We start from the raw sequence: 14,002 nt of genomic DNA, 5'->3' as shown, positions 1-14,002 counted from the left end.
AGGGTGGGCAAAAGCGCACTTGCGCCGTGCCACCATCTCTCATCCTAAGCCACTATGGTGGGCACGCTTCCGCCTTCGCTCTTCGAGCTACGGCGGACAAGTCGCTTTGCCCACCTTACGAGACCTGTGGACACGCATTTGCGTACGCCCAATCCATGCTAAGACGCATCCCTCATGCGTTTTTCCCTGACAACCTGGAACATCAATTCGGTGCGGCTGCGCATCGATCTGGTCGCAAAATTTCTCAAGGGCGCGCGGCCGGACGTGCTGTGTCTCCAGGAGACCAAGTGCATCGACGACGCCTTTCCGCTGAAGCGCTTCAAGCGGCTCGGTTACGAGCATGTCGCGCTGAACGGGCAGAAGGGTTATCACGGCGTCGCCATCGTCTCGAAGATCCCGTTCGAGTCGAAGGATATCCGCACCTTCTGCGACAAGGTGGATTCACGCCACATCTCGGTATCGTTCGGCGAGAAGGCTGGGATCGCAAAACCGCTGGTGGTGCATAATTTCTACGTGCCGGCCGGCGGCGACATTCCCGATTCCGCGCTGAACGAGAAATTCGACCACAAGCTCCGCTTCCTCGACGAGATGAAGGCGTGCGAGCCGCTGCATCCGCGCGGCGAGGACCGCCACATCCTGGTCGGCGATCTCAACGTCGCCCCGCATGAGAACGACGTCTGGTCGCACAAGCAGCTTCTGAAGGTGGTATCGCACACGCCCATCGAAACCGAGAAGCTGCAAGCCGCGCTCGCCGCCGGCGAGTGGGTCGACGTCGCGCGGGAGCGCATTCCGATGTCGGAAAAGGTCTACACGTGGTGGAGCTACCGCTCCGCCGATTGGACCGTCGGCGACCGCGGCCGCAGGCTCGACCACATCTGGGTCTCGCGCGCGCTGAAAGATGCGGTCAGTGATTTCAAGATTCTGCGCGAGGCGCGCAGCTGGGAGCGGCCGTCGGACCATGTGCCGGTTACGGTGACGCTGGATCTATGATCGTCGCCCTGGCGAAGGCCAGGGCCCATTACCACCAGTCGTCGTCGTTGCGCGAGGACGCCGGCAATCGCACCAGGCCAGAAACATTTGGGGTAATGGGTCTTGGCTTTCGCCAGGACGACGTCAACTCGTCAGCTTCGCACCCGCCATCAATATATCGCTGGCGATCTGGCTGGAGCGCACCGCGAATTCATCGCGCAGACGAACGGCGGCGGCGGGGTCGCTTTCGAGCACGCGCTGAAACAGGCTGCGCGCGACGCGGATGACGGAGGCGTGCTCGATCGCAATCGCGCTCGACGGCCGCTTCATCGGCACGATCAGCGCGAGCTCGCCGATCAGCGCACCGGGACTTGCGATCATCTCCGCGCCGGCGCCGTCGTCGACCCGGAAGGCGCCGCGCTGGACCACGAAGCCGGCATCGGCATCGTCGCCGAGATTGAACAAGACGTCGCCGCGGACGAAGTCACGCTGCTCGGAGCCGATCGCCAGCATGCGCAACGAAGCGTCTCCCAACAGGCGCAGTGTCGGGACACGCTCGAGAAGCGCTACATCGTCGTCGATTGACATTCAGGTCCGGGGCTCAAGGGCATGCAATCTAAAACGATTCGCACGCCCCAGAAGCGTATCACGGCACCAGCTTGTAGCCACCGGCTTCCGTGACCAGGATTTCCGGGTTGGCGGCGTCCTTCTCGATCTTCTGGCGAAGCCGGTAGATGTGGGTTTCCAGCGTGTGGGTGGTGACGCCGGAATTGTAGCCCCAAACCTCCTGGAGCAGGGTCTCGCGCGAGACCGGCATCTGGCCGGCCCGGTAGAGGAAGCGGAGGATCGCGGTTTCCTTCTCCGTCAGCCGGACTTTGCGCGCGTTGGCGGCGGTCAGCATCTTGGAGCCGGGCCGGAAAGAGTAGGGGCCGACCGAGAACACGGCGTCCTCGCTGGCTTCGTGCTGCCGGAGCTGGGCGCGGATGCGCGCCAGCAGCACGGCGAAGCGGAAGGGTTTTGCGACATAATCGTTGGCGCCGGATTCCAGCCCCAAAATCGTGTCGGAATCGGTGTCATGCCCGGTGAGCATGATGATCGGAGCCTTGAACCCGCCCTTGCGCAATGAACGGACCACTTCGCGGCCATCCGTGTCGGGCAGGCCAACATCCATCAGGACGAGATCGGGGGCATTGGCCTTCGCGGCGCTCGCGCCCTTGGCGCCGGTATCGACCGCGGAGGCTTCAAATTCTTCGTGCAGCGACAATTGCTCCACCAACGTATCGCGCAGATCGGTATCGTCATCCACGATCAGGATCTTGCGGGCATTGGCCATAGGGGGTCATCCTTTTGGGGTCCGGCGCGGCGCGCATCCATGCTGCACCCAGCCGAGAGGGAAGTTTAGGGGTCGCAATTATTATTATTGTTCGTCTTGAAGTAGTGGGCTGTTACCGATTCACAAGCCAGAACCACTCTAACCCAGAATAGCAGGCCGTTTTGATGAATGTCCTGTAATGAATTCGACATCGCACGTTCATATGAAAAATAAAGCTGCTTCAGCTAGTTACACCATGAACCGGAGCGCCGGGCCGCTGTCGGCGATCCGCGTTAAGGCTGCCGCCGGGAATCCGCGCCGGGGGTGGCTGACCGCGGGAGCGCTGACGATTCCGGTGGCGCTCGGACGCGGCGGCATTCTGGCGAACAAGCGCGAGGGCGATGGCGGCACCCCGAGGGGCAGCTTCCGTCCCAGGCGATTGTGGTGGCGGGGCGACCGGCACAGCCGCCCGCAGACCTTTCTGCCGGCCCGGATCATCACCGGCGAGGACGCCTGGTGCGAGGATCCCAAAGACCGTCACTACAATCAGGGAATCCGGCTCGGCGAGGGGCAGGGCGGTGACCGGCTCAAGCGGACCGACCATCTCTATGACTTCGTCATCGAAATCGACCACAACACGAGGCCGCGCATCGCCGGCCGGGGCAGTGCGGTGTTCTTGCATCTGGCGCGCGACAATTTCGGCCCGACCGCAGGCTGCGTCTCGATGACCAAAGCGGCGATGCGACAATTGCTGCAGCGGCTGGGACCAAAAACAAAAATCATCATCGAGTGAGGACACATGCTCGACAGGGATCAGATCGCCACCGCATCGCGCGTCCTCATCCGACATTGGCGCGACGGCACCAAGTTTGACGCGCTGGAGCCACGGTTGCGGCCACAGAGCCGCGCCGAGGGCTATGCCGTGCAGGCAGCGCTCGGCGGAACATTGTTCGGCTGGAAGATCGCGGCGACGAGCGAGTCCGGACAGAAGCACATCAATGTCGCGGGACCGCTGGCCGGCCGGATCATGAGCGACACCGTGATCGCCGATGGCGGCACCGCCTCGATGAAAGGCAACGCGATGCGCGTCGGCGAACCCGAGTTCGCTTTCCGCATGGGACGCGATCTGCCGCCGCGCGCGGCGCCGTATACCGTCGACGAGGTGCTCGCCGCCGTGGACAGCTTGCATCCTGCGATCGAGATTCCCGATTCGCGCTTTGCCGATTTCGCCGGCGCCGGCGAGGCGCAGCTGATCGCCGACAACGCCTGTGCGCATCTGTTCGTGCTGGGCGCAGCAACGCATGCGAACTGGCGCGCCATGGATCTCGTCGAGGAGCGGCCGCAGATCACGTTGCGTGGCCAGCGCTATCTCGGCCACGGCAAGAACGTGCTCGGCGATCCCCGAATTGCCCTGGTCTGGCTGGCCAACGAGCTGCGTGGCCTCGGCATCACCTTGCGGGCAGGAGAGGTGGTGACCACGGGCACGTGCCATCCGCCGCTGCCGATCCAGGCCGGTGATCAGTTCACGGCGGATTTCGGCTTGCTGGGGACGGTGTCGGTGAGTTTCTCTTGAGCCGTCCAGACACCGCCGTCATTGCGAGCGCAGCGAAGCAATCCAGAGTCCCTTCGCGGAAAGATTCTGGATTGCTTCGCTGCGCTCGCAATGACGAATTCGAGAGTTCGTAGGGGGCCCTGCCAACAATGATGCTCTCACCGATGCCCGAAGATCGCACTTCCCACGCGCACATGGGTGGCGCCGAGCATGATCGCGGTCGCATAATCCGCGCTCATGCCCATCGAGAGCTTCTTCAATCCATTTCGCGCGGCTATTTTGGCCGTCAGCGCGAAATGCGCCGCCGGCGGCTCATCTACCGGAGGGATGCACATCAACCCCGAGATCGTTAGCCCGTAGGTGTCGCGGCAGCTCGCGATGAAAGCATCGGCCTCGCCGGGGGCGATGCCGGCCTTCTGCGGCTCCTCACCGATATTGATCTGGACGAACAATTCGGGGTGCTTGTTCTGGGATTCGATTTCCTTGGCTAACGCCTGGCAAATGCTCGGGCGGTCGACCGAATGGATGGCACCGAACAGCGCGACCGCCTCTTTCGCCTTGTTGGATTGCAGCGGCCCGATCAGATGCAGCGCGATATCGGGGTAAACAGAAGTTAACGCGGGCCACTTGCCTTTGGCCTCCTGCACGCGATTCTCGCCGAATACGCGCTGTCCGGCGTCGATCACCGGGGTAATTGCATCCGCGGCGAAAGTTTTCGACACCGCGATCAGCGTCACGGAGGCACGTTCGCGCCGCGCATCCTTGCAGGCGCGCGCGATTTCGGCTTCGACCGCGGCGAGCGCGTTTGGTGAATGGCCGGTTAGTGGTGCGGCGTTGGCTTCGGTCATGATGTCGCATCGGAGCTGATTGTTGCGGAGCTAGTTCTAATTTTACCGAGTTCAAGAAAGAGTTTTTGAACCCTTTGCTTTACCTTAGCCGCGGGGTGGGCAGCGAAGATGGCAAACGTCAGTTTCAACCGCAAACGAGCGAAACTCAAGCAGGTTCTCGGAATCCGGGCGCGGCTTGCGTTGCTCGCGGTGATTCTGGTGACGCCTTTGATGTTCGAGCGCATCCGCTCGCTCGAAGACACGCGCACGCGGCAGATCGCGCAGGCCACGACCGAATTCACCACCGTTGCAAGGCACAGCGCCGATGCGCAGCGCGAGGTGATCTCGTCGGTCGAGACCATCCTGAAATCGGAAGCTTTCATCCGCGCCTCCGCCGGCGGCATCAGCAAGAGCTGCGACGTCCTGCGCGCGAGCCTGCCGTCGAATCTCCCCTGGATCCGTACGCTTCTGATCGCCGGCCAGGACGGACGCATCCAGTGCGCCACCAACAACATGTATGTCGGCCTCGACCTCAGTGACCGGCCGTACTTCCAGCAGGCGCAGGAAACCGGCCGCTTCGTGCTGAGTGACTTCATCCTGTCGCGCCCCGTGCCGACACCGACCGTCATGGCGGTTTACCCGGTATCCGCCTTCAGCGGCGTAGCAGATGCCGTCGTGCTCGCCACCGTCAACCTCGACTGGATGTCGAAGGTCATGAGCAATCTGGGTGGTCGCGCCGGCATCACGGCCGTGCTGGTCGACAGCGCGGGTACCGTGCTGGCCGCACCGGCCGACCAGCACAGCGCGATCGGACGTCCGCTCGACAACATGCCGCTGATGTCCGCGATCGCCGACAAGGCGCTGAGGTCTGACCAGGACGAAGGCTCACTCTCTTTCCTCGCAGCCGACGGCTCCCGCCGCGCGGTCAGCTTTATCCGCATCGCCGGGACCAATGCCCGCCTGATCGCCAGCATCGACGAGGACAAGGTGTCCGCAGCCGTGAGCCGCGACATCCGCACCGCCTATCTTCAGCTCGCTTTCGTCGTGCTGTTCGTGCTGCTCGGGGCGCTGATCGCAGCCGAGAAACTGGTGATCAAGCCGATCAGGATGCTCGCCGACATGGCCAAGCGTCTGGGCGAGGGCGATCTGTCGGCGCGTGCCGCGCGCAATCGCCTGCCGTCCGAATTCGTGCCGCTGGCCCGCGCGTTCAACGCGATGGCCGCGCAGCTCAGCCAGCGCGAACGCGAGCTGATGGCGAGCAATGACCGGCTCACGGTGATGGCCTCGATCGACATGTTGTCGGGGCTCGCCAACCGCCGCGGCTTCCAGAGCCGCCTCGATTTCGAATGGATGCGCGCGCAGCAATATGGCAGCGACCTCGCGCTTCTGATGATCGACGTCGACCATTTCAAGCTGTTCAACGACACCTATGGCCATCTCGAAGGCGATTCCTGCCTGACCAGGCTCGGCGAGTCGCTGTCCGGCATCGCCGCCGACACGATGGGCTTCGCGGCCCGCTACGGCGGCGAGGAATTCTGCTTGTTGCTGCCGAACACCGACGTGGCGCGCGCCGTCGAAATCGGCGAACAGGCGCGCGCGGCCGTGCTGAAGCTGTGCCTGCCGCACATCACCTCCGACCACATGATCGTCACCGTCTCGATCGGCGTTGCCGCGACCAAGCCCAACGAAAGCTTGCGTCCCGGCGATTTGATCGAAGCCGCCGATGCCGCGCTCTACGCCGCCAAGCACCGCGGCCGCAACAACGTCGTCGAGCACGGCATCACGGTGATCGACAACGGTGCGGCGGAAATGATGATGGCGGGTTGAGGGCTAACCCGCAGCCCCGGTGCGATCGAGTTCGTTCTCGGTGACCACGCGATTGCGGCCGCTGTTCTTGGCGAGATAGAGCGCGCGATCGCAGCGCTCGATGAAATCGGTGATCGCTTCGCCGGGCCGGTACTGCGCGACACCGATCGATACGCTGATATGGGGCAGGACCTCGCCGGTCGACCGGCGCGTGATCCTGCATTCCGCGATCGCGCGCCTGATGCGCTCGGCGATCTCGGCGCAGGCGGCGAGATCGGCATCCGGCAACACCGCGATCAGCTCCTCGCCGCCATAGCGGGCCGATAGGTCCTGCTCGCGGACCTTTTCGCGCAGCACCTTGGCCATCAGGCGCAGCACTTGGTCGCCGACGCCGTGGCCGAAACTGTCGTTGAAGGTCTTGAAGTGGTCGATGTCGAGCATCAGCATGCTGAGCGGCTCGCCCCAGTCCGCAGTCGCCTGCGCCTTGCGCAGGAATTCATCGAGCGCCCGGCGGTTGGCGAGGCCTGTGAGCGTATCGGTCCGGGCACGCTCCTCGGATTTGGAAAGGGAGGCGCGGATCACGTCGAGCTCGCGGGTCTTTTCCGCAAAGCCTGCCTCGAGCCGCGTCGCGCGGGTGGCGGCGCGTCCCAGCTCGTTCATGAGCTGGGCGACCAGCGTTTTGGGATCGACACAGGCCTTGCCCTGGTCCGCGACCTCGTTGATCGCCTGCATCTGGGAGTGATTGTCGGCAATCGCAGTTGCAAGAAAATCCTTCGCCGTGCCCATAAGGGTGTGGAGCCGCTCGGACGTGTCGACGACGATGGCACTCACCTGGGGCGCGACGTAGGTCTCGAACAGATCCTGATTGGTCCTGACGTCGAAGGGCCGATTGTGATCGATCAGGAGATCGATCGCGTTGCGCAGATCGTCATGGCTTCCCGCGAAATACTGGAACCAGACGGCGAAATTGGCCGGCGTGGCAGGGATCCGCTGTTCGGCCATGGTCCGCATCGCCCGTTCGGCAACGGACGCGGCATAGTCGTAATCGGGATCGTCGAAGCTGGCGTCCATCACAAGTCTTGAGAATTTTGGTTGGCCGCAAACTCGCATCGACCCCTAATCACGCCCCAACGCGGCCTCAGTAGTTATGCGGTGCAGCGCCGAAGGTTCCCAAATTGCGGCAACCCATTGACCCCTTGAGGACTTCTATGGCCTAGTCCGCCGTCTTTAGACGGCCAGATCCACCAAAACCCAACGATTCCATGACCTCCGAACGCTACAACGCCCGCGACGCCGAACCGCGCTGGCAAGCCGCCTGGGACCAACAGGCGATCTTCGTCTCCAGGAACGACGATCCGCGGCCGAAATACTATGTGCTGGAGATGTTCCCCTACCCGTCGGGGCGCATCCATATCGGCCATGTCCGCAATTACACGCTTGGCGACGTACTGGCCCGCTTCATGCGCGCCAAGGGTTTCAACGTGCTGCACCCGATGGGCTGGGACGCTTTCGGCCTGCCGGCCGAGAACGCCGCGATCGAGCGCAAGGTCGCGCCGAAGGCCTGGACCTACGACAACATCGCCGCGATGAAGAAGCAGCTCCGCTCGATCGGGCTGTCGCTGGACTGGAGCCGCGAGATCGCGACCTGCGATCCCAGCTACTACAAGCACCAGCAGAAGCTGTTTCTGGACTTCCTGCGCGAAGGCCTCGCCGAGCGCGAAAAGCGCAAGGTGAACTGGGACCCCGTCGACATGACCGTGCTCGCCAACGAGCAGGTGATCGACGGCAAAGGCTGGCGTTCGGGTGCCGTTGTCGAGCAACGGGAAATGAACCAGTGGGTCTTCAAGATCACGAAGTACTCGCAGGAGCTGCTGTCGGCGCTGGATACGCTGGATCGCTGGCCCGACAAGGTGCGGCTGATGCAGCGCAACTGGATCGGCCGGTCCGAGGGGCTGTTGATCCGCTTCGCGCTCGACGCGGCGACGACGCCGTCCGGCGAGAGCGAGCTGAAGATTTTCACGACGCGCCCCGACACGCTGTTCGGCGCGAAATTCATGGCGATCTCGGCCGATCATCCGCTGGCGCAAGCGGCCGCCGCCAAAAACCCTGCGCTCGCCGCGTTCATCGGCGAGATCAAGCGGATGGGCACGGCGCAGGAGATCATCGACACGGCCGAGAAGCAGGGCTTTGACACCGGCATCCGCGCGGTCCACCCGTTCGATCCGAGCTGGAAGCTGCCGGTCTACGTCGCCAACTTCGTGCTGATGGAATACGGCACCGGCGCCATTTTCGGCTGCCCCGCCCACGACCAACGCGATCTCGATTTCGTCAACAAGTACGCTCTCGGCAACACGCCGGTGGTGTGCCCCGAAGGCCAGGATCCCAAGAGCTTTGTCATCACCGATACCGCCTATGACGGTGACGGCCGCATGATCAATTCGCGCTTCCTCGACGGCATGACCATCGATCAGGCCAAGGACGAGGTGGCGAAGCGTCTCGAGACCGAGCTGCGCGGCAACGCGCCGGTCGGCGAGCGTCAGGTCAATTTCCGCCTGCGCGACTGGGGCATTTCACGCCAGCGTTATTGGGGCTGTCCGATCCCCGTCATCCACTGTCCGAAGTGCGACGTGGTGCCGGTGCCGGATGCCGACCTCCCCGTGGTGCTGCCGGAGGATGTGAGCTTCGACAAGCCAGGCAACGCGCTCGATCATCACCCGACCTGGAAGCACGTCACCTGTCCGCAATGCGGTGGCAAGGCGCAGCGTGAAACCGACACCATGGACACTTTCGTGGACTCGTCCTGGTACTTTGCGCGCTTCACCGATCCCTGGAACGAGAACGCGCCGACGACGCCAGAGGTCGCCAACCGGATGCTGCCGGTCGACCAGTATATCGGCGGCGTCGAGCACGCGATCCTGCATCTGCTCTACAGCCGCTTCTTCACGCGCGCGATGAAGGCGACCGGGCACATCGCACTGGACGAGCCGTTCGCCGGCATGTTCACGCAGGGCATGGTGGTGCACGAGACCTACCAGAAGGCCGACGGCACCTTCGTCCAGCCGGTCGAGGTGAAGGTCGAGACCGGCGCCAATGGCCGCCGCGCGACGCTACTGACGTCAGGCGAAGACATCCAGATCGGCCCGATCGAGAAGATGTCGAAGTCGAAGAAGAACACGGTCGACCCCGACGACATCATCGAAACCTACGGCGCCGACGTCGCGCGCTGGTTCATGCTGTCGGATTCCCCGCCCGAGCGGGACGTGATCTGGAGCGATGAGCGCGTCCAGGGCGCCTCGCGCTTCGTGCAGCGGCTATGGCGGCTGGTGAACGATTCCGCGGAACACGGCAAGAGTGCGCCGGCGGCCCGGCCGGCCAGCTTCGGCCCGGACGCCATCGCCTTGCGCAAAGCCGCCCATGGCGCGCTGGACAAGGTCACCACCGGGATCGAGCGGCTGCACTTCAACGTCTGCCTCGCCCATATCCGTGAATTCACCAATGCGTTTGCGGAGATCTTGCAGCGTCCCGGCCAGCCGGCCCCAGATTTGGCCTGGACGATCCGGGAGGCCGGCCAGATCCTGGTCCAGCTGTTCTCCCCGATGATGCCGCATCTGGCCGAGGAGTGTTGGCAGGTTCTCGGCCACAGCGGGCTGGTTTCCGAGGCCGATTGGCCCCAAATCGAACGCGATTTGCTGGTTGAAGACAGTGTGACCCTGGTGGTTCAGGTCAACGGCAAGAAGCGGGGCGAGGTCACAGTTGCAACAGCGGCCGAGAATCCGGAAATCGAGGCTGCCGTTTTGGCCCTCGATGCGGTAAAACTGGCCTTGGACGGCAAGCCCGTCCGCAAGGTGATTATCGTCCCCAAGAGGATCGTGAATGTTGTCGGCTAGGATCCGCATCGCAGCCCGCTTGCTGGCGGTCGCCGCACTGGCGGCCATGACGGCCGGCTGCTTCCACCCGATGTATGCCGAGCACACCGACGGCACGCCCGGCCTGCGCGAGAAGCTGATGGGGGTCGATCTGCCCCCGATCGCCAAGTCCAATGCCTCGCGCGAAGCCCGCGTCGGCGTCGAGGTTCGCAACGCGCTGGCCTTCAGGCTCTATGGCACCGCCACCGGCATGCCGCCGACCCACCGCCTGGAGATCCGCTTCACGAGCGGCAAGTCGTCGTTGATCGTCGACCCCAACACCGGCCTGCCGAGCAGTGAAAACTACGGCCTCGACGCCCAGTACAATCTGATCGAGGTCGTCAGCGGCAAATCGGTGATGACCGGCACCACCTTCTCCCGCGTGACCTACGACATGCCCGGCTCCTATCAGCGTTTCAGCCGCAACCGCGCGGTACGTGATGCCGAGGATCGTGCCGCCAACGAGATCGCCGAGAACATCACGACTCGCCTCGCCTCGTTCTTCACCGCGGGCACTTAATTCATCCCGTCATCCCGGTTCGCCCGGACTAACGAATCCCAGGCACCATGGTCGCGCTGCGCGGAAAAGAGATCGACGCCTATCTCGCCCGCCCCGATGCGGGCCGTCCGATCATCCTGCTCTACGGTCCTGACGCCGGACTGGTCCGCGAACGCGCAGATGCGCTGATCGCCTCGGCTGTCGACGATCCCAACGATCCTTTCTCGCTGGTCAAGGTCGATGGCGACGAGCTCTCCGCCGAGCCGTCGCGCCTCGTCGACGAGGCCATGACGGTGCCGCTGTTCGGCGGCCGCCGCGCCATCCGCGTGCGCGCCGGCTCGCGCAGCTTTGCCAGTGCTATCGACACCTTGGCGGAGATGGGCGTCAGGGATTGCCGCATCGTGATCGAGGCCGGTGAGCTGCGCCCGGAATCGCCGCTGCGCAAGGCCTGCGAACGCGCCAAGACGGCCGTCGCGATCGCTTGCTATCCCGATACCGAGCGCGACCTCGCCAAGCTGATGGAAGACGAGCTCCGCATCGCCAATTTGCGCATCGCGCAGGACGCCCGCGCGGCGCTGATGTCGTTCCTCGGCGGCGACCGGCAGGCCTCGCGCAACGAGCTGCGCAAGCTCACGCTCTATGCCCACGGCAAGGGCGAGATCACGCTGGATGACGTGATGGCCGTGGTCGCCGATGCGTCGGAGCTGAAACTCGATCCGATCGTCGATGGCGCCTTCGCCGGGCGGCCCGAGATCGTCGAGAACGAGTTTGCCAAAGCCATGATCGCCGGCACCTACCCCGGCGTGATCATCTCCGCGGCGCAGCGCCAGGCGGCGTGGCTGCACAAATCGGCGCTCGCGATCGCCGACGGCACCCCCGCTTCCGCCGTGCTCGACAGCGGTTATCCGCGCCTGCATTTTTCGCGAAAGCCCGCGGTCGAAACCGCACTGCGTAATTTCAGCGTGGCGCGGCTCGCCGTCATCATCGAGCAGCTCGCGACCGCCGCGCTCGACACCCGCAAGCAATCCACCCTCGCCGCCGCCATCGCCCAGCGCACGCTGATGGCGATCGCCGCAAACGCGAAGCGGCGGGGCTGAGCTTCCCGCTCTGTCCGCTCGTCATTGCGAGGAGCCCTTGCGACGAAGCAATCCAGAATCTCTCCGCGGAAAGATTCTGGATTGCTTCGCTGCGCTCGCAATGACGTATGGATCGGCATGAGGTCCTGGCTTTCGCCGGGACGACACCAAGCGGCTACAGCGCGCCCTTCGCCAGCCGCCGCATCACCTCGTCGAGCTGATCGAGGTTACGGTAGTTGATTTGCACGGAGCCACCGGGGTCGCGGTGGCTCACCGTGACCTTGAGCCCGAGCGCGTCGCTGACGCGCTTCTCGAGGTCGACTGTATCGGGGTCCTTTTCCTTCGCCCCCGTGCGTGCCTTCTGCGGCTTGCGCTCCGGCACGCCCTCTTCATGCGCCAGCGCCTCGGTCTGGCGGACGTTGAGGCCTTCGTCGACGATGCGCTTGGCAGCGGCGACCGGATCAGGCACGCCGATCAGCGCGCGGGCATGACCTGCGGTCAGCTCGCCGCTCGTGATCAACGCTTGCACCTCGGCTGGAAGCTTCGTCAGCCGCATCATGTTGGCGATATGGCTGCGGCTCTTGCCGACGACTTTGGCAATGTCGTCCTGGCTGCGTTTGAACTCATTGGCGAGCGCGTGATAGCCGAGCGCCTCTTCCATCGGGTTGAGGTCTTCGCGCTGCACGTTCTCGACGATCGCGAACTCCAGCGCATCGCTGTCGCTGATGTCGACGGGAACGATCGGCACTTCGTGCAGGCCGGCCATTTGCGACGCGCGCCAGCGCCGCTCGCCGGCGATGATCTCGAAGCGGTCCTGCGCCCCCTTCACCGGGCGGACCACGATCGGCTGGATCACGCCGTGCTGCCTGATCGAATCGCTGAGCTCCCTGAGCTCGCCTTCCGAAAAGGTGCGACGCGGGTTGCGCGGATTGGGCTTGATGAACTCGATCGGCACCTTGCGTTGCGCGCGCGGGCGATCGACATGCTGAGCCTCGCCGCCGACGTCACCGATCAGACTCGCAAGACCCCGGCCCAGTCGCGAACGCGCTTCGTCGGCCATCGCCAGCTCCCTTGGATTCACGGTGCAGCACTCCAGAACTGAATTGTCGCAGGGTGGGCAAAGCGAAGCGTGCCCACCAGTTAGTCATGTGCGGAAGATGGTGGGCACAGCGAAGACGCCTTTGCCCACCCTACAGCACCTCTAATGCGTCGTCCGCAGCTCGCGCTCGCGCTGGATCACTTCGGTGGCGAGCCGCAAGTAAGCTTCGCTGCCGACGCATTTGAGATCGTAGACCAGCACCGGCTTGCCGTAGGATGGCGCCTCCGAGATGCGCACGTTGCGCGGGATCATGGTCTTGTAGACCTTCTCGCCCATGAACTGCCGGACGTCGGCCACGACCTGGTTCGAGAGATTGTTGCGCGAGTCGAACATGGTCAGCACGATGCCGTGGATCGACAGGTTCGGATTGAGCGTCGAGCGCACCTGCTCCACCGTCTGCAGCAATTGCGACAGACCTTCGAGCGCGAAGAACTCGCACTGCAGCGGCACCAGGATTGCGTCGGAAGCCGCCATCGCGTTCACGGTGATCAGATTGAGCGAGGGCGGACAGTCGATCAGCACGTAGGTGTAATCGGCGTCGGGAGAGACGTTGTTGTTGAGCGCGCTGATCGCGTCACGCAGCTTGTACGCACGACCGGGCGTGGTGCCGAGCTCGAGCTCGAGGCCGGAGAGATCCATGGTCGAGGGCGCGATATGCAGCCGCGGCACTGCCGTCGACACCACCGCTTCCCGCAGGCTCGCCTCGCCTACCAGAACGTCATAGGTCGAGCAGGAGCGGTTGCGGCGATCAATGCCGAGGCCGGTCGAGGCGTTGCCCTGCGGATCGAGATCGACGATCAGGACACGTTCGCCGATCGCAGCGAGCGCCGTGCCGAGATTGATCGCCGTGGTTGTTTTTCCCACGCCGCCCTTCTGATTCGCCAGCGCCAGGATGCGCGGATGGCCCTGCGGGACGGCGGCGGTCTGTTCCTGCTGCGGTTCGTCAATCACGCTCAT

Annotated in this window: 13 protein-coding genes; 7 read left to right on the top strand and 6 right to left on the bottom strand. The window is 64.0% G+C overall.

The window, feature by feature from the left end:
- Nucleotides 1-174: 174 nt before the first annotated feature.
- Nucleotides 175-990, top strand: coding sequence for an exodeoxyribonuclease III (gene xth / locus IVB40_RS00065; RefSeq protein WP_247817783.1), 816 nt, complete (start codon nt 175-177; stop codon nt 988-990).
- 123 nt (nt 991-1,113) lie between these two features.
- Here xth and IVB40_RS00060 read toward each other — a convergent pair whose 3' ends face one another.
- Nucleotides 1,114-1,557, bottom strand: a complete 444-nt coding sequence (locus IVB40_RS00060; protein ID WP_007598631.1) for a cyclic nucleotide-binding domain-containing protein — start codon at nt 1,555-1,557, stop codon at nt 1,114-1,116.
- A 58-nt stretch (nt 1,558-1,615) separates the two neighbouring features.
- Nucleotides 1,616-2,302, bottom strand: a complete 687-nt coding sequence (locus tag IVB40_RS00055) for a response regulator transcription factor (RefSeq protein ID WP_007598630.1) — start codon at nt 2,300-2,302, stop codon at nt 1,616-1,618.
- A gap of 235 nt (nt 2,303-2,537) precedes the next feature.
- On the opposite strand from IVB40_RS00055, the gene IVB40_RS00050 reads away from it, so the two are divergent.
- Together IVB40_RS00050 and IVB40_RS00045 are read left to right on the top strand one after the other, a co-directional pair.
- Nucleotides 2,538-3,074, top strand: a complete 537-nt coding sequence (locus tag IVB40_RS00050) for a L,D-transpeptidase family protein (protein WP_247817782.1) — start codon at nt 2,538-2,540, stop codon at nt 3,072-3,074.
- Nucleotides 3,075-3,080: 6 nt separating this feature from the next.
- On the top strand, nt 3,081-3,854 hold the full coding sequence (locus tag IVB40_RS00045) for a fumarylacetoacetate hydrolase family protein (protein ID WP_247817781.1): 774 nt from the start codon (nt 3,081-3,083) through the stop codon (nt 3,852-3,854).
- Between the two features lie 137 nt (nt 3,855-3,991).
- Here the strand turns inward: IVB40_RS00045 and IVB40_RS00040 are convergent, their stop codons facing one another.
- Entirely contained in the window at nt 3,992-4,681 is a 690-nt protein-coding gene (locus tag IVB40_RS00040; protein ID WP_247817780.1) for a YggS family pyridoxal phosphate-dependent enzyme, read from the bottom strand.
- 108 nt (nt 4,682-4,789) lie between these two features.
- Between IVB40_RS00040 and IVB40_RS00035 the strand changes: the two genes are divergently transcribed.
- Nucleotides 4,790-6,487, top strand: coding sequence for a diguanylate cyclase (locus tag IVB40_RS00035; RefSeq protein ID WP_027566259.1), 1,698 nt, complete (start codon nt 4,790-4,792; stop codon nt 6,485-6,487).
- Nucleotides 6,488-6,490: 3 nt separating this feature from the next.
- Here the strand turns inward: IVB40_RS00035 and IVB40_RS00030 are convergent, their stop codons facing one another.
- The gene (locus IVB40_RS00030) at nt 6,491-7,537 is read right to left on the bottom strand and encodes a GGDEF domain-containing protein (RefSeq protein WP_247817779.1); all 1,047 of its coding nucleotides are present in this window, start codon (nt 7,535-7,537) and stop codon (nt 6,491-6,493) included.
- Nucleotides 7,538-7,728: 191 nt separating this feature from the next.
- On the opposite strand from IVB40_RS00030, the gene leuS reads away from it, so the two are divergent.
- From leuS to holA, 3 genes are read left to right on the top strand one after another with little or no spacing between them, the layout of a single operon-like run.
- On the top strand, nt 7,729-10,353 hold the full coding sequence (gene leuS / locus IVB40_RS00025; RefSeq protein ID WP_247817778.1) for a leucine--tRNA ligase: 2,625 nt from the start codon (nt 7,729-7,731) through the stop codon (nt 10,351-10,353).
- Entirely contained in the window at nt 10,340-10,891 is a 552-nt protein-coding gene (gene lptE / locus IVB40_RS00020; protein ID WP_027566256.1) for an LPS assembly lipoprotein LptE, read from the top strand. The genes leuS and lptE overlap by 14 nt, the downstream gene beginning before the upstream one ends.
- Before the next feature lie 47 nt (nt 10,892-10,938).
- Nucleotides 10,939-11,967, top strand: coding sequence for a DNA polymerase III subunit delta (gene holA / locus IVB40_RS00015; protein ID WP_027566255.1), 1,029 nt, complete (start codon nt 10,939-10,941; stop codon nt 11,965-11,967).
- A 154-nt stretch (nt 11,968-12,121) separates the two neighbouring features.
- Here holA and IVB40_RS00010 read toward each other — a convergent pair whose 3' ends face one another.
- On the bottom strand, nt 12,122-13,006 hold the full coding sequence (locus IVB40_RS00010) for a ParB/RepB/Spo0J family partition protein (protein ID WP_247817777.1): 885 nt from the start codon (nt 13,004-13,006) through the stop codon (nt 12,122-12,124).
- Nucleotides 13,007-13,147: 141 nt separating this feature from the next.
- Entirely contained in the window at nt 13,148-14,002 is an 855-nt protein-coding gene (locus tag IVB40_RS00005; RefSeq protein WP_007598621.1) for a ParA family protein, read from the bottom strand.

The sequence above is a fragment of the Bradyrhizobium sp. 40 genome (genome assembly GCF_023100925.1).
GTDB lineage: Bacteria > Pseudomonadota > Alphaproteobacteria > Rhizobiales > Xanthobacteraceae > Bradyrhizobium.
This window is presented reverse-complemented; position numbering and strand designations above follow the sequence as displayed.

Excerpts from the sequence above, each read along its gene's own strand:
- xth (WP_247817783.1), top strand. The coding sequence starts at position 175 with ATGCGTTTTTCCCTGACAACCTGGAACATCAATTCGGTGCGGCTGCGC.
- IVB40_RS00060 (WP_007598631.1), bottom strand. The coding sequence starts at position 1,557 with ATGTCAATCGACGACGATGTAGCGCTTCTCGAGCGTGTCCCGACACTG.
- IVB40_RS00055 (WP_007598630.1), bottom strand. The coding sequence starts at position 2,302 with ATGGCCAATGCCCGCAAGATCCTGATCGTGGATGACGATACCGATCTG.
- IVB40_RS00050 (WP_247817782.1), top strand. The coding sequence starts at position 2,538 with ATGAACCGGAGCGCCGGGCCGCTGTCGGCGATCCGCGTTAAGGCTGCC.
- IVB40_RS00045 (WP_247817781.1), top strand. The coding sequence starts at position 3,081 with ATGCTCGACAGGGATCAGATCGCCACCGCATCGCGCGTCCTCATCCGA.
- IVB40_RS00040 (WP_247817780.1), bottom strand. The coding sequence starts at position 4,681 with ATGACCGAAGCCAACGCCGCACCACTAACCGGCCATTCACCAAACGCG.
- IVB40_RS00035 (WP_027566259.1), top strand. The coding sequence starts at position 4,790 with ATGGCAAACGTCAGTTTCAACCGCAAACGAGCGAAACTCAAGCAGGTT.
- IVB40_RS00030 (WP_247817779.1), bottom strand. The coding sequence starts at position 7,537 with ATGGACGCCAGCTTCGACGATCCCGATTACGACTATGCCGCGTCCGTT.
- leuS (WP_247817778.1), top strand. The coding sequence starts at position 7,729 with ATGACCTCCGAACGCTACAACGCCCGCGACGCCGAACCGCGCTGGCAA.
- lptE (WP_027566256.1), top strand. The coding sequence starts at position 10,340 with ATGTTGTCGGCTAGGATCCGCATCGCAGCCCGCTTGCTGGCGGTCGCC.
- holA (WP_027566255.1), top strand. The coding sequence starts at position 10,939 with ATGGTCGCGCTGCGCGGAAAAGAGATCGACGCCTATCTCGCCCGCCCC.
- IVB40_RS00010 (WP_247817777.1), bottom strand. The coding sequence starts at position 13,006 with ATGGCCGACGAAGCGCGTTCGCGACTGGGCCGGGGTCTTGCGAGTCTG.
- IVB40_RS00005 (WP_007598621.1), bottom strand. The coding sequence starts at position 14,002 with ATGAGCGTGATTGACGAACCGCAGCAGGAACAGACCGCCGCCGTCCCG.